At 64.1% G+C, this 19,146-nt stretch carries 15 protein-coding genes and 1 pseudogene; 2 read left to right on the top strand and 14 right to left on the bottom strand.

The genetic code is table 11. The features are described from left to right. Positions 1–252: 252 nt before the first annotated feature. From BJQ17_RS02650 to lexA, 4 genes are read right to left on the bottom strand one after another with little or no spacing between them, the layout of a single operon-like run. Positions 253–3,333: an error-prone DNA polymerase gene (locus BJQ17_RS02650; protein ID WP_070095480.1), complete on the bottom strand. Its 3,081-nt coding sequence runs from the start codon at positions 3,331–3,333 to the stop codon at positions 253–255. Further along, positions 3,330–4,748 carry a DNA polymerase Y family protein gene (locus BJQ17_RS02655; RefSeq protein ID WP_004374216.1) on the bottom strand — a complete coding sequence of 473 codons (1,419 nt, stop codon included), beginning with the start codon at positions 4,746–4,748 and terminating at the stop codon, positions 3,330–3,332. The genes BJQ17_RS02650 and BJQ17_RS02655 overlap by 4 nt, the downstream gene beginning before the upstream one ends. Before the next feature lie 6 nt (positions 4,749–4,754). After that, positions 4,755–5,375 carry a translesion DNA synthesis-associated protein ImuA gene (gene imuA / locus BJQ17_RS02660; protein ID WP_004374214.1) on the bottom strand — a complete coding sequence of 207 codons (621 nt, stop codon included), beginning with the start codon at positions 5,373–5,375 and terminating at the stop codon, positions 4,755–4,757. After that, positions 5,375–5,992 (bottom strand): transcriptional repressor LexA, encoded by a 618-nt coding sequence (gene lexA / locus BJQ17_RS02665; protein WP_012052394.1) that lies wholly within the window; start codon positions 5,990–5,992, stop codon positions 5,375–5,377. Before lexA ends, imuA begins: the two co-directional genes overlap by 1 nt. Positions 5,993–6,083: 91 nt before the next feature. Between lexA and BJQ17_RS02670 the strand changes: the two genes are divergently transcribed. Continuing rightward, entirely contained in the window at positions 6,084–6,767 is a 684-nt protein-coding gene (locus BJQ17_RS02670) for an HAD family phosphatase (protein WP_004374207.1), read from the top strand. On the opposite strand, the gene BJQ17_RS02675 is transcribed toward BJQ17_RS02670, so the two are convergent. From BJQ17_RS02675 to BJQ17_RS02690, 4 genes are read right to left on the bottom strand one after another with little or no spacing between them, the layout of a single operon-like run. Then, complete coding sequence (locus BJQ17_RS02675) at positions 6,764–8,149, bottom strand: MFS transporter (protein ID WP_070095481.1); 1,386 nt, start codon at positions 8,147–8,149, stop codon at positions 6,764–6,766. The genes BJQ17_RS02670 and BJQ17_RS02675 overlap by 4 nt on opposite strands. 44 nt (positions 8,150–8,193) lie before the next feature. Further along, positions 8,194–8,520, bottom strand: a complete 327-nt coding sequence (locus tag BJQ17_RS02680) for an NIPSNAP family protein (protein WP_004374204.1) — start codon at positions 8,518–8,520, stop codon at positions 8,194–8,196. Further along, complete coding sequence (locus BJQ17_RS02685) at positions 8,520–10,235, bottom strand: FAD-dependent oxidoreductase (RefSeq protein WP_070095482.1); 1,716 nt, start codon at positions 10,233–10,235, stop codon at positions 8,520–8,522. Before BJQ17_RS02685 ends, BJQ17_RS02680 begins: the two co-directional genes overlap by 1 nt. After that, on the bottom strand, positions 10,232–11,059 hold the full coding sequence (locus tag BJQ17_RS02690) for an SDR family NAD(P)-dependent oxidoreductase (protein WP_070095483.1): 828 nt from the start codon (positions 11,057–11,059) through the stop codon (positions 10,232–10,234). Before BJQ17_RS02690 ends, BJQ17_RS02685 begins: the two co-directional genes overlap by 4 nt. A gap of 176 nt (positions 11,060–11,235) precedes the next feature. On the opposite strand from BJQ17_RS02690, the gene BJQ17_RS02695 reads away from it, so the two are divergent. Beyond that, on the top strand, positions 11,236–12,108 hold the full coding sequence (locus tag BJQ17_RS02695) for a helix-turn-helix domain-containing protein (RefSeq protein WP_026031933.1): 873 nt from the start codon (positions 11,236–11,238) through the stop codon (positions 12,106–12,108). A 77-nt stretch (positions 12,109–12,185) separates the two neighbouring features. Here the strand turns inward: BJQ17_RS02695 and BJQ17_RS02700 are convergent, their stop codons facing one another. The 6 genes and pseudogenes from BJQ17_RS02700 to BJQ17_RS02725 all read right to left on the bottom strand — a co-directional run bounded on the left by BJQ17_RS02700 (position 12,186) and on the right by BJQ17_RS02725 (position 18,636). Next, positions 12,186–12,959: an IclR family transcriptional regulator gene (locus BJQ17_RS02700; protein ID WP_004374195.1), complete on the bottom strand. Its 774-nt coding sequence runs from the start codon at positions 12,957–12,959 to the stop codon at positions 12,186–12,188. Positions 12,960–13,023: 64 nt separating this feature from the next. Next, positions 13,024–14,481 carry an amidase gene (locus BJQ17_RS02705; RefSeq protein WP_004374194.1) on the bottom strand — a complete coding sequence of 486 codons (1,458 nt, stop codon included), beginning with the start codon at positions 14,479–14,481 and terminating at the stop codon, positions 13,024–13,026. Beyond that, complete coding sequence (locus tag BJQ17_RS02710; RefSeq protein WP_070095484.1) at positions 14,478–15,788, bottom strand: citrate-proton symporter; 1,311 nt, start codon at positions 15,786–15,788, stop codon at positions 14,478–14,480. Before BJQ17_RS02710 ends, BJQ17_RS02705 begins: the two co-directional genes overlap by 4 nt. Positions 15,789–15,871: 83 nt before the next feature. Continuing rightward, positions 15,872–17,047 (bottom strand): M20 aminoacylase family protein, encoded by a 1,176-nt coding sequence (locus BJQ17_RS02715; RefSeq protein WP_070095485.1) that lies wholly within the window; start codon positions 17,045–17,047, stop codon positions 15,872–15,874. 171 nt (positions 17,048–17,218) lie between these two features. Further along, positions 17,219–18,000 (bottom strand): annotated as a pseudogene (locus BJQ17_RS29600) (hypothetical protein); the annotation flags it as partial. Positions 18,001–18,147: 147 nt separating this feature from the next. Then, positions 18,148–18,636: an imm11 family protein gene (locus BJQ17_RS02725; RefSeq protein WP_256559351.1), complete on the bottom strand. Its 489-nt coding sequence runs from the start codon at positions 18,634–18,636 to the stop codon at positions 18,148–18,150. Positions 18,637–19,146: the final 510 nt, after the last annotated feature.

The following is a 19,146-nucleotide window of genomic DNA, read 5'->3' on the forward strand; positions in this document are numbered from 1 at the left end:
CAGACCGCGCAAGTACCGAGCGTTGAGCAACTGCGCCACCACCGCCCGCCGCTGCCGTTCGCCAAGCGCAATCTGGACCAGGACGCGACCTTTGGGAGCAACTGTCTTGCTCAATTTCTAAAAGCTGGCGCGATCCCTGTGGGAGCGGGCATGCCCGCGAACACCGGCAAGGCCGGTGCCATGCAACGCGGTGCCTGCTTCGCGGGCTCGCCCGCACCCACAGGGAACCACGCAAGTACCGAGCGTTGGGGGTCAGTGAAAATCCCGGCTGCGCACATCCAGCCCTTGCAGCAGCGGACTCACATCCTCCAACCGCCGCGCAATCAGGTGCCGCACCCCATTCTCCTGCTCCAACCGCCCACTGACCTTGAGCAACTGCGAACCCACCAGCGCCCGCCGCTGCCGTTCGGCCAGCGAACGCCACACCACCACGTTGACCATGCCATGTTCGTCTTCCAGAGTAACGAAGGTCACACCGCTGGCGGTTTGAGGCCGTTGCCGGCCCACCACCAGCCCGGCCACGGCAATGTTGTCGCCATGCTCCACACCCTGCAATTCACTGGAGCTGCGACACCCCAGCGCCCTCAGGCGAGCGCGCAACAGGGCCAGCGGATGTGGGCCAAGCGTAGTGCCGAGGGTTTGATAATCGGCCATCAGGTCCTCGCCCACGGTTGGCACGGGCAATTGCACCGGTTCTTCAGGCAAGGCCTGCACATCGGCGAACAACGGCAGCTGCGGCTGCACCGCCGCCACCTGCCAGCGCGCCTGATGCCGATCGCTGGCCAAGGCGCGCAGCGCCCCGCCATCAGCCAGGCGGGCACGGGCCCGTGCGTCCAGGCCGGCGCGCAGGCACAGGTCTTCGACGTTGCGCCACGGCCGCTGCGCCCTCGCCTGCTGCACGCGCCTGGCATCGGCTTCGGCCAGGCCACGCACCAGTCGCAGGCCCATGCGAATGGCCAGGGTGCCTTCAGCATCAGGCTCCAGGGTGCAGTCCCAGTCGCTGTGGCAGACATCAACCGGCCGTACCTCGATACCTTGGCGGCGAGCCTCTTGCAGCAGCTGATCAGGGCTGTAGAAGCCCATCGGCCAACTGTTGACCAACGCACAGGTGAAGATCGCCGGCTCATGGCACTTCAGCCAACTGCTGGCATAGCACAGCAAGGCGAAGCTGGCCGCATGCGACTCAGGGAAGCCATAGCTGCCAAACCCCTTGATCTGCTCGAAGATGCGCTCGGCAAACGCCAGCGTGTAACCATTGCGCAACATGCCCTGCACCAGCCGTTCGCGGTGCGGTTCAAGCCCGCCGTGGCGCTTCCAGGCTGCCATGCTGCGGCGCAACTGGTCGGCCTCGCCCGGGGTATAGTCGGCCGCGACCATCGCCAGCTCCATCACCTGCTCCTGGAACAGCGGCACGCCCAAGGTACGTTCGAACACTTCCTTCAGTTGCGGCGACGGATACGTCACCGGTTCCTGCTTCAGGCGCCGGCGCAGGTACGGGTGCACCATGTCACCCTGAATCGGCCCGGGGCGGACAATGGCGACCTCGATGACCAGGTCGTAGAACTTTTGGGGCCGCAGCCGCGGCAACATGGCCATTTGCGCGCGTGACTCGATCTGGAACACGCCCATGGTCTCGGCACGGCTGATCATGGCGTAGGTGGCCGGGTCTTCGCTGGGGATGGTCGCCAGGGTCAGGTGCCGGCCACGGTGGTGCTGCAGCAGGTCGAAGCAGCGACGCAAGGCGCTGAGCATGCCCAACGCCAGTACGTCGACCTTGAGCAGGCCAACCATGTCCAGGTCATCCTTGTCCCACTGGATCACCGTGCGCTCCGGCATCGCGGCATTCTCCACCGGCACCAGCTGGTCGAGCGGTTGCTGGGAGATGACAAAACCGCCCGGGTGCTGTGACAGGTGCCGGGGGAAGCCGATCAGTTCGCCGGCCAGCACCAGCACCCGCCGCAGCGAAGGGCTGCCCGCTTCGAAACCGGCCTCGGCCAGGCGCTGGTCATCAGGTATGCGATCGCTCCAGCGGCCACAACATTTGGCCAGGGCATCCACCTGGTCGGCAGGTAGCCCCAGCACCCGCGCCACATCCCGCACCGCACCGGCGGCATGGTAGGTGTTGACTACCGCAGTGAGCGCCGCCCGGTGCCGGCCATAGCGACGGAACACATACTGGATCACCTCCTCGCGCCGGTCGTGCTCGAAGTCCACGTCGATGTCCGGCGGCTCGTTGCGCTCGCGCGACAGGAAGCGCTCGAACAGCAGGTGGTGTTTCATGGGGTCAAGCTCGGTGATGCCCAGTACGAAGCACACTACCGAGTTGGCTGCCGACCCCCGGCCCTGGCATAGGATGCGCTGGCTGCGGGCGAAGGCGACAATGTCGTGCACCGTCAGGAAGTAGCTTTCGTAACCCAGCTCTTCGATCAGCCCCAGTTCCTTGGCAAGCACATCCCGCACTTTGCCACTCGGCCCGCCTGGCCAGCGCAGCGGCAGGCCTTGCTCGCACAATTCACGCAGCCAGCTTGCCGGGGTATGCCCCTCGGGCACCAGTTCGCGTGGGTACTGGTAGTTCAGTTCGCTCAGGTCAAACTGGCAGCGCCGGGCAATGACCAGGGTCTCGGCCAGCAGGTCGAGCGGATACAACTCGGCCAGTTGCGCCTGGCTGCGCAGGTGCCGTTCGCCATTGGCAAACAGAAAGCGCCCGGCCTCGCTCACCTGGCAATGCTGGCGGATGGCAGTCATGCAGTCCTGCAAGGCACGGCGACCACGCACGTGCATGTGCACGTCGCCACAGGCCACGGCGCGGATACCCACATCAGCCGCCAGTGCCCGCAACCGTTGCAGGCGCATGGCATCGTCACTGCCCCGGTGCAGGTGCACGGCCAGCCACAGGCGCTCAGCGAACACACTGCGCAGCCACGCGCCGGTAGCGGTATCGCCACTGTCAGCGGCCACCCACAAGGCCAGCAGGCCTTGGTGGTGCAGCAGCAAGTCATCACGAAACAGCTGGTACGCCCCCTTCTCTGCCCGCCGCCGGGCACGGGTGATCAGCGCGCACAGGTTCTGGTAGCCGGTCAGGTTCTCGACCAGCAGCACCAGCTTGGGCCCGTCGCACAATTGCACCTCGCTGCCAACGATCAGCCGCAACTGGTGCACTTTGGCTGCCTGCCAGGCGCGCACGATACCGGCCAGCGTGCATTCGTCAGTGATCGCCAAGGCCTGGTAGCCCTGCTCGCGCGCACGCCGGAACAGCTCGTCGGCGCTCGATGCACCGCGCTGGAAGCTGAAGTTGGAAAGGCAATGCAGCTCGGCATAACCCGGGGTGTTCATGCGAACCAACCCTGCAGCCAAAGCGGGCCGGCCTGGCTCAGGTCGCGGTAGGCCCAGCCGCGCAAGCCGTCACGGGTTTCGATGCGGTAGTAGTCGCGACGCACATCGCCGCCATCCCACCAACCTGATTCGATGCGTTCGGCGTAGCCCTGCACCTGGTAGGCGGCGTCATCCAGCGCGATCGGTGCCGACAACAGCCACCCCGGGCGGCTGCCCGCTGCAACCGGCATGTTGCCTTGGGCACCCTGCTCCACCAACTGCCAGGCGCATTCGGGGCGGTGATCGGCGGCTGCGCCAAGCCCCTTGACGGCCTCATCCCCCAGGCGGGCGCGCAACCGCTCACGCAATTGCGCCCAGGGTTGCGCCTGTTGCGCCCGCGGGTCGAACAACGCCTGATGCTGTGGCACGAAGGGTGGCAAGTCTTCGGCAACCAGCCGCAGGTTGCGCACCGGTGCGGGTATGCGCAGCGGCTCAAGGCGCCCACGGGCCAGCTCGAACAGCATCGCAGCATCGCGTTCGGCCGCCAGCAGGCCCACCTTGAGCAGGGTATCCGGCCCCTCGGCGTGCTCCAGATGCAGGCAGAAGCGCTGCACGCCACAGTCTCGCCCGGCCAGAAATGCAGCAAGGTCGTTGAGCATGCGCCGCAGCGGGAACAATAGCGCCTGGTGCGATTCGACGTCGAAGTTGAGTTCCAGCCGGGTTTCGAAACGGTCGGGTGGCTGGTAGAAGTCCAGCCCCAGGTTGCGCAGGCCGAGCAACTGGTCGAGGTGCAGCTGCACCTGGGCCGCAAAGCGCCTGGCCAAGGTATCGCGCGGCAAGGCCAATACCTGGCCCAGCTGGTGCAAGCCCATGCGGGCAAACGCTTCGGCCGCCTCTGCCGGCAGGCCGACGCGCGTGATGGGCATGCCAAGCAGCGCCGCTCGGGTGGCGTCGACATCGCCCACGGCCAGGCCATCGTGGCCATTGGCGAGCATGCGAGCAGCCACCGGGTTGCTGGCCAGGACAATGCGTTGACGCAGGCCCAGTTCTGCCAGTTCCTGACGCAGACGTGCCTCGAACAAGGGCCAGGGCCCGAACAGTTGCAGGCTGGAGCCCACTTCCAGCAGCAGCGCCCGAGGGTAATGCAGGCTGACCTGGGCACTGAAGCGGTAGGCCCAGGCCGCCAGCAACTGTTGCACCTGATCGATGCGTTTGGGGTCAGCTTCGACGCAGGTGAAGCCATCGGCCAGGGCACGCGCTGCGGTCAGGGTTTGCCCGGCGCGCAGGCCCAGTGCAGCGGCCGCCGGGTTGACTGCCTGCAACACGCGACGCTGGGTCGGCCCGCCAATCAGCACCAAGGGTGTATCAGGGTCGTCACGCTCACGCAGGACGGTGTCCAGCGCAAGCTGCGGGAGCAGGATGCAGGCCCAGAGCATGGTGCATCAGCCCCGCCCCGGGCAGGGAATAGGCAGCGCTGGAGGCATGCCACCCCGGCTTTTCAGCACGCGCCATTGCGCCGGGCGCGTGTCGACTGCAATGCGCAGCGCTGCGGGTGAAGGGTTGTGCGACGCCTGCTGCGGCCTGCAGGCGAACGCCAGTGCCTGCCCGGTTTCGGCCGCTACCTGCAAGCGCCGCAGGGCGCGGTCATCGGCACGTTCCGGCCAGCACAGCACCGCCGCGCAACTGCCCGAGCGCAGGCACTGTTCGGCAGCCCACAGGGCATCGGCAGGCTCGGCATCCACCTGTACCAGCCAGCGCAGGTCCACCCCCGCTGCCTGCCAGGCTGGTGCAAAAGGGATGAAGGGTGGAGCCACCAGCACCACTCTGCTGGCTTCTGCACTCAGCCGAGCCAGGGTTGGCCACAGCAACTGCAATTCGCCACAGCCGGGGTTGGCCAGCAACAGCTCGCTCAGTGCTGCCGCCGGCCAGCCACCTTCCGGCAAACGTTCGTCGAGGGCCGCATGGCCGGTGGGCTGCAGCCCGAGTGGCCGCGCCTGGGCCTGCCGGCCGCGCCATACCCGGCGCTGCTCCAGCAGCCTGTCGAGGTCGACCACGGCGCCCATCAGTCACGCCTCAGCAAGCCGCAGAACACGCCTTCGATGAAAAAGTCCTGTTCGGGCTGCACATCGATCGGCGCATACGCAGGGTTGCGTGGCAACAGCCGGTAAGTGCCGCCTTGGCGTTGCAGGCGTTTGATGGTCACTTCGCCGTCCAGGCGCGCAACCACGATTTGCCCGTCGCGGGCGTCGGCCTGTTGCAGGATGCCGACCAGGTCACCGTCAAAGATGCCGTCGTCGATCATCGAGTCGCCCCGCACCTTCAGCAGGTAGTCGGGGGTACGGCGGAACAGGCTGGGGTCGAGCAGCAACTGCTCGTGGATGTCCAGGTCCGGGCCGATGGGGGCACCCGCCGCCACCTGGCCCAGCACGGGTATTTCGAGGATTTCCGGCCGGCGCAGCGGTTCGGCCAGGCGTATGCCCCGGGCCTGGTTTGGCGTGACATCGATGTAACCGGCCTGGCACAGGGCGGTGATGTGCTTGCGCGCAACGCTGCGCGAGGCAAAACCGAAGCGCGTGGCGATATCGGCCAGGCTCGGCGGCTGACCATGCTCGGCAATGCGCTCACGGATGAATTCGAAAATGGCGCGGCGTTTGGGGGTAAGAGTGTCCATGGAGCACATTTGTACTCTTTTCGGCGCACGCTGAACAGCCCCCTTCGTCGTCAGCTTTGGTTATGATCCCCTGGCTTGTGTTTTTTCATCTGGATATCCCATGCTGACCGCCCTGCTGTTCGACCTTGACGGTACCCTCACCGACACTGACACCCTGCACCTGCAGGCCTTTCGCCAACTGCTGCGCGAACACGACGGCCGCGAGCTGAGCCAGGCGCAGTTCGACGCCCAGGTCAGCGGCCGCGCCAACGGCGAGCTGTTCGCCGAGCTGTTCAGCGGCGCCAGCGTCGAACAGTGCCAGGCATTGGCCGACCGCAAGGAAGCGCTGTTTCGCGCGATGTCGCCGTCGCTTGAGCCAATGCCAGGCCTGTTGCGCCTGCTGGAGCATGCCCAGGCCCATGACATCGGCATGTGCGTGGTGACCAACGCACCGCGGCTGAACGCCGAGCACATGCTGAACGCCATGGGCCTGGGCCAGCACTTTGAACATGTGCTGGTGGCCGAAGAACTGGCACGGCCCAAACCGGACCCGCTGCCCTACCTCACCGGCCTGCAGCGGCTGGGTGCCGAGGCCGGGCAAGCGCTGGCCTTCGAGGACTCATTGCCGGGGACGGCTGCAGCCAGTGGCGCGGGGATCTTTACCGTGGGCGTGGCCACGACGCAGACCCCGGAGCGGTTGCTGGCGGCGGGCGCCAGGCTGGTTGTCGACGATTTCAATGATGCGGCGTTGTGGGCGTTGATCGAGCGTATGGCTTCAGACAGGGGCTGTGTTCCCGAAGGCTAGGGAGTGGGAGCCGAACCTGCTGGCGCTGCAGCCGGGGTGCCGGATGTACAACCTGGAACGCTAAGCCGTGACGCCGCATTTCGCCCTTGCAGCCATACCGCCAAAGCCGCCAACCCTGCGGGTAGCAACAACGAAGCGAATACCTGGGCAAAGCTCCAGCCCAGTGCCAGCATCTGTGCCCCGGCAAAGGCACTGAGAATCGCACCCAGGCGCCCGATGCCGCTCATCCAGCTGGCGCCGGTCGCCCGTGCTTCAGTCGGGTAAAAAGCCGCCGCCAGTGCATTCATGCCAACACTTGCCCCATTAAGGCCAAAGCCCACAGCGCTCGCAACCGCACACAACCAGGCGAAGTCCGCAGCGACCTGACCAATTGCAAAAATCACCGCACCACTGAACAGGAAGGTCAGTACCAGCACGCGCTGCGCCGGGTAGCGATCCATGGCCCAACCCACCGAAATCGCGCCCAACGGGCCGCCAATCTGGAAACAGGCGGTGACGATGGCCGCTTCGGCCACCGAAAACCCGCCCCCCTCCTTTACCAGCGTCGGCAACCAGCCGCTGAACAGATAGACCAGGAACAGCGCCAGCACGTACCCGCCCCAGAGCATGCAGGTACCAAAGCGATACCGCGCAGAGAGGATGGTGCCGATTGCACCGCCTGCAGCCTGGGCTTTACCGGGCAAGACAAAGGTCGTGTCGGCGTTGACATGCTCAGGTGCCAGGCGACGGACAATGGCCAGAATGCGCTTGCGGTCCGCCCCTTTGCTGACCAGGAACGTCACCGATTCCGGCAGGCGCCAATACAGCAACGGCAGGACCATCAGCGGCAACACCCCACCCAATGCCAAGACACTGCGCCAGCCCAGGTTCGGAATCATCCAGGCGCTGACGAAACCACCTGCCGCAGCGCCCAGGGAGAAGCCGCAGAATGCCAGGGTAATGAGCAGCGAGCGGCTGCGTGCCGGGGCATACTCGCTGACCAGGGTGCTGGCATTGGGCATGGCTGCGCCCAGGCCCAGGCCGGTCAGAAAGCGCAACGCGACCAGGGTTTCCAGGTTGGGTGAAAAGGCCGAGGCCAGTGTCCAGAGGCCGAACAGCAGGACGCTGCACAGCAACACCGCCTTGCGCCCGTAACGGTCCGCCAAGGGGCCGGCAATCAAGGCGCCAAGTGCCAGGCCGATCAACGCGGCGCTCAATACCGGGCCCAGACTTTGAGCATCCAGGCCCCAGTCGCTTTTCAATTGCGGGGCAATGAAGCCGATGATGGCGACGTCCAGGCCGTCCAGGGCGATGATGAGAAAGCCGAGGAACACCACCCATTTCTGGTAACGGCCGATGGGTTGCTGGTCGATCAGTTGGCGCACGTCGAGCGTGTTGTTCATAGGTGTCACCTGTTGTTGTTGTTATGACGGTGTTTGTCGCAGCCCTAGTGGAAAAGGCTGGGTAAGCGCACAGGCCTTATGATGCGTGTTTCCTGAGCCACCACCAGGTCGCGGGTGGCATGCAGGTACGCGGCAAAGTCCGGGTCGGCATCCCGCGCTGCGCTGCGCTTCTCGAAGTCATCGAGGCTGTCATAGCCCCACAAGTGCACCACCTGGTTCAACGGCCCGATGCTGCTGGTGTAAAACGCCAGGGGTGCACCGAGGTGGCGCAGCAGGATCGGCATCGCCAGCTGGTCGAACGCCTCGAGAAAGGCCGCCATGCCGCGTGGGCGAATGGTGTAGATGCGGTGGTCGACCACAGGCTTGTCCATCACGCCACCTCCCGTGCGTTGCCCGCCGCCAGCCCCTGCTCGACACCCGCCAGATGGCGCCCGGTGATGTAGGCAAAGGTCATGATCGGCCCCAGGGTGATGCCCGCCCCGGGGTAGTTGCCGCCCATGATGCTGGCGCGGTCGTTACCCACCGCATACAGGCCGTCGATGACTTGCCCGTCGGCCGCCAACACTTCACCGGTCACACGGGTGCGCAGCCCGTCGAAAGTGCCCAGATCGCCCATGATCACTTTCACGGCAAAGTACGGTCCCTCGCCAACCGGCGCTACGCACGGGTTGGGTTGTTGCTGCGGGTCGGCCAGGTAGCGATTGAAGCTGGTGCTGCCGCGGCCGAACTGACGGTCTTCGCCGTGGACAGCGCCAAGGTTGTACTCGCGCACAGTCTGCTCCAGCCCTTGCGCATCGATACCGGCCTTGCCGGCCAACTCCGCCAGGGTCTGGCCCTTGAGCAGGTAGCCGTTGCGCAGCAATGGCCCCAGCGGCATCGGCGCAGGCTTGGCAAAGCCCAGCCCGTATTTGGCCAGGGTGCGGCGGTCGCATACCAGCCACATGGCGGTTTCTGCCTGGTCGGAACACGCCTCGATCAGCGCTGCGCCCACGTCGTGGTAGGCATTCGACTCATTGGTGAATCGCTGCCCCGAACGCAGCACGCCGATCACACCCGGCTTGTAGCGGTCGAGCAAATGCGGAAAGGCAATATGCCGCCCACCACCCACCGGCACCTTCGATACCGGCATCCAGGCTGCAGGTGCCTGCAGGCAGATATCGACCTTTGCTCCCAGCGCCTCGGCCATGCGCGCGCCATCGCCGGTGTTGCCCGCTGGCACCGGTGAAAAATGCTCGCCGCCACGCCGTACATGCGGGTAGGCCTGGCGCAGCCGTTGCAGGTCATGGGAGAAACCGCCACAGGCCAGCACCACCCCACGCCGGGCCTCGATGCGCTGCTCGCTGCCGGCCTGCTCGGTCACCGCCCCCACTACCCGCGCCCCTTCGCGCAGCAACTGCCGCGCCGGGGTGCCTGTGAGAATCGGAATGCCCAGGTCCAGTGCCGAGCGTACCAGCCGTGCCGCCAGGGCATTGCCACTGGTGACCTGGGTGCCGCGTCGGTACAAGGCCAGCTCCTTCAAATGGGTCAGCAGGCGTTTGGCCACGTAGGCGAACGAGGTCAACGAACGGGTGACATTGAAGAAGTGCTTGAGGTCGGCATTCGACGAGTTGAACATCATGCCGATGAAGGTGATGGTCTTCAGCGGCGGGCGCAGCCGCGCCATGTCGGGCCCCAGACCACGGATGTCGTAAGGTGCGGCCAGTATCGAGCGGCCCACATCGACGCCGCCTTCCACCTGCGGGTGATAATCGGGGTACAGCGTGGGCACGAATTTGACTGCCGTCTCGCGCTCGAAAAACTCAACCATCTGCGGCGCGTAGCGCAAGAATGCCTCCACCCCGGCCGCATCGAAGCAGGCACCGGTTTCGTTGCGCAGGTAGGTCATGGCCGCTGCTTGGCTGTCATTGCCCCCGTGCCGGGTGCCCGGCACCCACAGCACGCCGCCGGAAAACGCCGTGGTGCCGCCGAAGCACGCCTCCTTTTCGATGACGATCACATCCAGGCCAAGCTTTTTCGCCGTGATGGCTGTCGCCAGGCCGCCAGCACCCGCACCGATGACCAGTACATCGCAGCTACGCGTATTCATTGGCCTGCCCCCTCGAAGCCAGGGCGCGGGATCAATGCCATGGGCATGCTTTCCAGTCCGCCATCCACGGTCAGCTCGGCGCCGTTGATATAGTCGGCGCGGCGGCTGGCCAGAAACAGCACGGCTTCGGCGATGTCTTGCGGCTCACCGATGCGCTGGTTGGCGGTCATGGCGCTACGCCGGCGCGCCACCTGTGGGTCGGCATAGAACGCCGCCGACAATGGCGTGCGGATCAAACCCGGGCATACGGCGTTGCTGCGCACACCACGCGGCCCCCATTCCACGGCGATCTGCCGCGACAACATGCTGACGCCTGCCTTCGCCGCGCTGTAAGCGCCACTGTTGGGTTGCGGGTAATGGGCTGCAATCGAGGCCACATGCACGATACGGCCCTGGCCGCAGTCCAGCATGGAACGGCCAAAGGCCTGGGTACACAAAAGGTAGCCACTGAGGTTGACCGCCAGCACCTGGTTCCATTGTTCCAGGCTTAGCGTGTCCAGCGCACCGGGGCGCAGCACGCTGGCATTGTTGACCAGTACATCGCAGCGCCCATGCAGCGCCTGTACCTGGGCCGCAGCCTGCTCCACGCTGGCCGGGTCGGCAATGTCGCAGGCCAGGGCACTGACTTCGCCTGCACTGTGTTCCCCCAGGGTGGCCGCCAGTTCGCGGCATTTGTCCAAGTCGCGGTCAAGCAGCACCACGTGGGCCTGCTGCTCCACCAAGGCTGCGGCCAATGCTGCGCCAATGCCGCCGGCCGCGCCGGTCACCACGCATACGGCCGACTCCAGGCCTAGCCACTGAGAAAGGATCTTGTTGTTGTGCATGCTGCTCTCCAGAGCGTTGCTTGTTCTGGGCAACAGGCTATGGCCGGCAGGCCCACCGGCAGAATGGACAAAACCTGCAACCAGCCCCACATTCCCGTCAATTTGCCCACTGCGCCCTGAAGCCTGCGGGCAGCTATGGCACAGTAGCGGGTACTGAACAGAACAATTACAACACCATGAACAAGATCCCCAATTACGCCCTGTACGGTGAAACCGCGCAGCCGGTGTGGCACGAAGCCTTGCATGTGGAGCAGATATCCCAGCGCTCTGGCGCGCACAACTGGGAGATTGCCGCACACCGTCACGAAGGCTTGCTGCAGCTGTTGTACCTGCAAAGCGGTGGCGGCGAGGTGCTGTTCGACAGTGACCGGTTTCAGGTTCATGCACCCTGCGTGGTGTACGTCCCGGCGCAGGTGGTGCATGGATTTCATTGGGCCAGCCAGGTAGAAGGCCAGGTAATCACGGCTGCGCAGCACCCGCTGGATAGCATCGCCCAGGTGCTGGCACCCAACGTGCGGGTGCAACTGCGCAAACCACAGGTGATTGCCCTGCCCCACTGGGCCGCCGATGAAGACCCGTTGTTGCCCCTGTTTCGGGCCCTGCGCGAGGAATACCACAACCGCGCCCGCGAGCATGTGGCCAGCAGCATGGCGCTATTGCTGGCACTGATGATCCATGTCCTGCGCCATGAGCCGTACATGCCCGCAGGTGAGCAGCGCCCAGTATCAAGACGCAGCCAGCAGCTGACGGCTTTTCGCGAGCTGGTAGACATGCACTACCGCGCGCACTGGCCACTGGCGGAATACGCCGCCGAATTGGGCATGACCCTGGTGACGTTGGGGCGGTTGTGCCAGGAACACCTGGGCATGACGCCGATGAATGTGATCAATGCCCGACTGGTGCTGGAGGCCAAGCGCATGCTCGGGCATTCGAGCCTGAGCGTGAAAGAGATCGCCCATGAGCTGGGGTTTGCCGATGTGGGGTATTTCAGCCGGTTCTTTCGCAAGCAGGCGGGGGTGAGCCCTAGCGGATTTCGGGAGGGCCAGTAACGCCCGCAGGTTCTGTGGGCGGTACTGGCAATGCACGCGTCTGTGGCTTACCCGCGAAGAAACCCGTGCAGGAAACATCAAACAGCCAAGGCCCGCTGCACTTCCCCCACCGTGGTCGCCAAACTGCTCAGGTGCAGGCTCGACACCCGCTCCACCGGCGCCTGATCCAGCGGCCATTGCAAGGCAATGCTGCCGACCAGGCGCCCTTCGGCATGTACTGGCAAGGCAATGGCGCGGATCAGGAACGGCAGGCGCACCGGGTATTCCCAGTAGCCTTCGGTGCGCTGACCAAAGCCCTTGTGCGCTTGTTCTTCGATATCGCGTAACAACCCGTCGTCACCCAGCCGCTCATGGGCCGCCAGGCGCTGCACTTCGTCCACCGCCAGCTCCCCCAGGCACGCCCGCCCCATCGCCGAATGAAACAGGCTGGCATGCTGCCCAACAATCTGACTGGTGTGCGGATAGCGCTTGCGCAGCACCTGGGGAATGGCGCTTTCCATCACCTCCAGCCGCTGGCCGTCGAAACACGACAGGTCAGCGACCAGCCCGGTGCGCTCACTCAGCTCCAGCAGCATGGGCGCTGCGCTTTCCACCAGGCGCCGCTTGAAACGCAACTGGCGGTCACCGAACAGGCGTCGCGCGCACAGCCGGTAGCGCCGGTCGGCAAGGCCGCGGTACACCCAGCCTTGCGCCTGCAAGGTGGCGATCATGCGCGACACCGTGGCCTTGGGCAGCGCCGTCAGGTAGTGCAGTTCTTCCAGGCCCAACGCCTGGTGTTCGCCCAGCAGGTCGACGATGGCCAGCGCCCGCTCCACCGAACGCACGCCGCCGCTGTCTGCCGTGATGCCCATGGGTATGACCTCCTTGTAGCGGGATGGTCAGGATAGCCAGCAAGATCCGCGCCTGCCCGTGCTTTCATGGCGCAAGCAGGCGTTGTGGCGGGCAGCGCACCACCCAGCGGGTGAGCTGTTCGTGGGCATACGCCAGCTGCAGCACGGCATGGTCGGCCTGCGCCGGGCCTATGATTTGCAGGCCCATGGGCAACCCGGCGGCATTGAACCCCACCGGCACGCTGATGCTCGGCAAGCCGGCCAAGGTCGGCCCGATCACCACTTCCATCCAGCGGTGGTAGGTGTCCATTGCCCGCCCCCCGACCACCGTCGGCCATGGCTGGCGTGCATCGAAAGGGAACACCTGGGCCGAGGGCAACAGCAGGAAGTCGTAACGCTCGAACAGCTTGCCCATGGCGCGGTACCAGTCACTGCGGTCCAACGAAGCCTGGTACAGCGCCGCCGCACTCAGCTGCAAGCCACCTTCCACCTCCCACTGTGCTTCGGGCTTGAGCAATGCGCGCTTGCCAGGGTCGGCATAGGCTGCGCCGAGGTTGCCATGCACCAGGAAGTGGCGGTGGGTCAGCCAGCATTGCCACAAGCGCGCCAGGTTGAATGCCGGCTGGCAGGCCTCGACCCGGCAGCCCAGCTCGGCAAAGTCGGCCAGCGCCGACTCGCACAGGCTCATTACCCCGTCATCCATCGGCAGATAGCCGTTGTAGTCGCCCAGCCAGCCCACGCGTACTCCGCGAAAATCGCGCGGCAAGCCAACGGCAAAATCGCGCCGGCCTTCGCTCAGCGACAGCGGCGCCCGGGTATCAACACCCGCCTGTATCGACAGCAGCCGCGCCACGTCGACTACACTGCGGCCCATCGGCCCTTCTGTGGCCAGCTGCTGCACGAACAGCTCGGGCGCCGGCCCATGCGGCACGCGGCCCTGCGATGGGCGCAGGCCGAACAGGTTATTGAACGCCGCCGGGTTGCGCAGCGAGCCCATCATGTCGCTGCCGTCGGCCACCGGCAGCAAGCGCATGGCCAGCGCCGCTGCAGCCCCACCGCTGCTGCCACCCGCCACCCGCGACGGGTCGTAGGCGTTGATGGTGGTGCCAAACAAGGGGTTGTAGCTTTGCGAGCCCAGGCCAAACTCAGGCACATTGCTCTTGCCCATGATCAATGCCCCGCTCGCCCGCACCCGCGCCACGCTGATCGCATCCTGTTCGGGTACCTGCTCGGCAAACAGCGGCGAGCCGAGCGTGGTACGCAGCCCGGCCGTGGCGGCGAGGTCCTTGATTGCCTGCGGCATGCCATGCATCCAGCCGCGCGAATGGCCACAGGCCAGTTCGCGGTCACGCGTCTCGGCCTCGGCCAGCAGCACTTCGGCCGGGCGCAGCGAGACCAGTGCATTGACCTGCCGATTGAAGCGCTCGACATGCCCCAGGTAAGCCTGCATCACTTCCCGGCATGACAACTGGCGGGCATGGATGGCCTGGGACAGTGCCTCGGCATCGAGGGCAACAATGGGGTCGATGGCTAGCGGCTTCACGGTTTTACTCCAAGGTTGAAGGCGGCAGGCTTGACTGCCCGCGGTGCTTCTTTCAGGCAATAGGTGCCCAGCAATGTCAGCAGGCAGGCAAACAGCACGTAGAACGCCGGCGCCACTGGGGTGCCGAGCACCTGGGTGAGCCAGGTCACGATCAACGGGGCAAAGCCACCGAACACCATCACCGCCACGTTGTAGGCCACCGACACGCCGGTGGAACGCACCTGGACCGGGAACTGTTCGGCCAGGGCAGTAGGCGCCGGGCCGAAGAAACCACCGATGGCCGTGCACAACATCAGTTGCATGACCAACAGGCGCTCCAGGGAAGGCGCAGCGGCCACCCACACATACAGTGGGTAGACCATCACGAAGAACGTCAGGGTGAAGGCCATCAGCACCGGGCGCCGCCCCAGCCGGTCAGACAGCGCCCCGGACAACGGAATCACGAGGGTCATCAGCCCCACGGCGAGCATCTGCACCAGCAGCACCTGGTCCAGCGGCAGGCCCAGGCTTTTGTGGGCGAAGGTCGGCATGTTCACCAGCACCACGTAGAACGATACCGTCGCGCCGCAGGCCAACCCCATCGACACCAGCAGGCTGCGCCGGTGTTCACGCAGCACCTGCCACAGGCCGGGCGACTGGCCCTTGGCATGGCGACGCGCCTCGACAAACGCCTCAGGCTCCTCCATATGCTTGCGAATCCACAGCCCGACCGGCCCGATCAGCAGGCCCAGCACGAACGGGATGCGCCAGCCCCAGCTGTCCAGCGCCTCAGGCGAGCACAGGTGGGTAACCAACGCCACCATTGCCGCCCCGGAAAACACCGCCAGGCACTGCCCTACCAATTGCCACGAACCATACAGGCCCTTGCGGTGGGCAGGCGCGCTTTCCACCAGAAACGCCGTGGCGCTGGCGTATTCACCACCGGTGGCAAAGCCTTGCAGCATGCGCGCCACCACGATCAGCAGCGGCGCAGCCATGCCGATGGCCAGGTAGTCGGGTGCGAAGGCGATCATGGCGATGGACACGGTCATCAGGCGGATGATCATCTGCATGGCCGCCTTGCGGCCCTTGCGGTCGGAATACATGCCCAGCAGCACGCCGCCCACCGGGCGCATGAAAAACCCGACGCCGAAGGTGGCAAGGGCCATCAGCAGCGAGGCGTAGGCGTCGTCGGACGGGAAGAACTGCCGGGCGATGATGCTGGCCAGAAAGCCATACACGATAAAGTCATACCATTCCAGGGCGTTGCCGATAACGGCGGCCACCACTTGCCGGGTACGCGACACGCCGGTGCTCGAAGTCTGCATAGGGAACACTCCACACAATGATTGGGTGATCGCCCAGGCGCAGTCGCGCCCGGGTTCCAGCGGCAGTGGTCAAAAAGGGACAATCAGGCAGGTGCCAGCCAGCGCTCTGCCAGCGCGCCCCAATAGGCGGTGCCGGTCAGCAGGATGTCGTCGTTGAAGTCGTAGGCCGGGTTGTGCACCATCGGCCGGGATACACCATTGCCGATGAACAGGTAGGCCCCCGGGCAGCGCTGCAGCATCCAGGCGAAGTCTTCGCTGCCCATCAGCTTGCGGGTGTTGCCATCCACAGCCTGGGCGCCCAGCAACTCGACCCCTACTTGGGTGGCAAAGGCGTTTTCAGCGGCATGGTTGACCAGCACCGGGTAGGCCGGGCGGTGCTCGATGCTGGCGCGGCAGCCAAAGCTCTCGGCCTGACTGACGATGATTGCCCGCACCCGCTCAAGGGCCTGCGCCCGCACCTCGGCGTTCAGTGCGCGCAGGCTAAGGCGCAACAGCGCCTGTTGCGGAATCACGTTGGCCGCTTCGCCGGCCTGCAATGCGCCGACGGTGACCACTGCTGCCTCCTGCGCATCGATATTGCGCGCCACCACGGTTTGCAGCGCCATCACCACACTGGCGGCCGCCACCAGCGGGTCGACGGTCAGGTGCGGCATCGAGCCATGGCCACCCACCCCGTCCAGGGTCACCGTCAGCAGGTCTTGCGAAGCCATCATCGGCCCTTCACGAAACCCCAGGTGCCCGGCCGGCAGCCCTGGCATGTTGTGCATGCCGAATAGCGCATCACATGGGAATCGCTCCAACAGGCCGTCGGCCAGCATCGCCTCGGCACCGCCCTGGCCCTCCTCGGCCGGCTGGAAGATCAGTGTCAGCGTGCCGTCGAACTGCCGGGTGGCCGCCAGGTAGCGTGCGGCGCCAAGCAGCATGGTGGTGTGCCCGTCATGACCACAGGCGTGCATGCAGCCTGGGTGCTGGCTGCTGTATGCCGCACCCGTTGCTTCGTGGATGGGCAGCGCGTCCATGTCGGCGCGCAGGCCCAGCCGGCGGGGGCTGCTGCCATTGCGCAGCACGCCGACCACGCCGGTCTTGCCGATACCGGTGTGCACTTCATAGCCCCATGCCTCCAGCAGTCGGGCGACCAATGCCGAGGTGCGGCTTTCTTCAAAGCCCAGTTCCGGGTGAGCGTGGATATCGTGACGGATCGCGTGCAGGTCGCTGGCCACGTCGGCGAGCCAGGCCTGGATATGCTGATGTCGGGACATGTGGAGTCTCCTCGCGCGGGTGGTTTCCCGTTCTTGTTGTTCGCCTTCAGGTCACGACAGGTGAGGCAGGTCGTGCTTGGCTCACAGATAAGCGCGAGTGACGCGGGATCACAAACGAATGTGGTTCCGCCCAGCGGAACCAGTCGGGGGGAAAAGCGGAATGGGTGTAGAGCTGGAGTCGTAGGTAAAGCTGTACGTGGCGTTATTCTCGTTGACCAGCGCGGTCAGGCGAATGGCCTTGTCGTACTCGTAGCGAACCCGCTGGCCCTTGGCATCCTGGCGGCTGCTCGGCAGGCCGCGGGCCGTGCGCATCAGGCGGGTGGTCTGGCCCTTGCCGTCGGTGTGGCTGAGCACCTGCCCGTAGACGTTGTAGGTAAAGGTTTCCGTGGTGCCGTCCGGGTGGCTGATGCGCAGCACTTCGCCGTCGGGCTTGCGCTCCAGCGTGGTGGTCTGGTTCAGCGCATCGGTCACCGCCACCAGGTGCTGGCGTTCGTCATAGCGGTAGTACGTACTCTTGCCCGAGCAGTCCTGGTAGCGCTCGACCTGGGCCAGGGTGTTCCACCACAGGTACTTGGACTTGTAGGTCGCATCGATGATGGTGTGCGGCAGGCCGTCATCGCTGTTCAGGTACTCGGTCATCTGGCCGAGGGCATCGAATTCGGCGAGCAGGTTGCCCTTGTCGTCGTAGCGCGCTCGCCAGGTGCTGCCATCCGGGTAGCTGGCCTGGGTCACCAGCGTGGTCAGGTGGTGATAAGCGTTTCCACCGCTTCGTTGTTCACCACGCGCTTGATGTCGGTTAGGCGACCCAGCGGGTTGTCGTACTGCAGGTGCACGCGGGGGCCGCCGGTGGCGCTGATGTCGATCAATGTTCCGTCGGGTGTGCGAGTGAAGTGCAGGAAGTGGTCGCCCTCGGTGCACACCAAGTACACCTGCTTGTACGGGTTGTAGATGCGCTAGCCGATATATGCCGTAAAAATACTGGCTCCGCTAACACTTTGGCAGAGCCAGTCCAATACTTAACTGTTAAAGATCACACCACCAAACTCTCACAACAAAACTTATGCAGAAAGTAAATCTCGAAAGACCCGAAGACAAGATATCTAATCCTTAAACTGCACTCCGCGAACCGAGCTATTTTCAAAAATAGACTTGACGCGAGCAGCCACCACAATGACGGAGCTTTCCTCTTCAGCCCTAACGACGTCACTAGAAAGTATTGCCTCATCATCCAAAACTATCTTGCTGAACCATCTAGGGCCATCTGGCATATAGCTAAGCAACGGTTCGCTAACGGACTCCTTCAAGTTAAAAGCTGGTGATTTATCAATCACGCTGAACACTTTGTAACCAGCATAGGAAACCTCACCTATCAGTAGATCCGCATCCACAAACTGAACACCAGAAATGTTTTCTGCCCTCATTAATTCGTAGAGCCGTGGCGAAATCAAATTGGGCCCGTCACTGTAAAAAAAATCATAGCTCAAGAGCTTGGAGGCACTGACCCTTTTTGATCCCTCGAAGCAGACTTTTATATCCTTGCTTACAGCCACACCCTCTTTAAAAACCCCAGATTCTTCACCTGACAACATCTTTACCTTCAGCCAGTAACTCTCAGGGTAATCATCTGAAATAGAAAGTATATGATTCCTAACCACAAGCTGGTTCTCTAGCAGAGTTTTTATTCAGCGCCGACTCATCTGCGCGCAATCCCTTTCTCTCATCAACCATGACTCCGTGAGTTAGCCTTTTGATAGTCCGCTTTGGTTCAACCTTTTTACGTAATCGTGAATAACATCCAGTTTTTCTCTATGGTCGAAGTATTATTACGCGGAGAGCTTCGATATACCGTTCACACCCGGTGATTCTCCTCACATTTCGGCAGGAAATCAATATTGTATAAATTATGAACAGTTACCTCGCCCACTTGCTTGCAGCATTCTTAGATAGCTGCCGCGGGAACAACATGATTTTTTTGAAAGCCATATATCCCAAGCATCGTATTATAGCCCCCTGAGACACGCCGTCTAAAGATTGACGAGCGAAGACTTCGCTTACACTCGCTGTGCTAAAAAAGCAACGCTGGCACTGCCGCCTGTTAG

The organism is Pseudomonas sp. NBRC 111139 (genome assembly GCF_001753955.1).
In the GTDB taxonomy this organism is placed as follows: domain Bacteria; phylum Pseudomonadota; class Gammaproteobacteria; order Pseudomonadales; family Pseudomonadaceae; genus Aquipseudomonas; species Aquipseudomonas alloputida.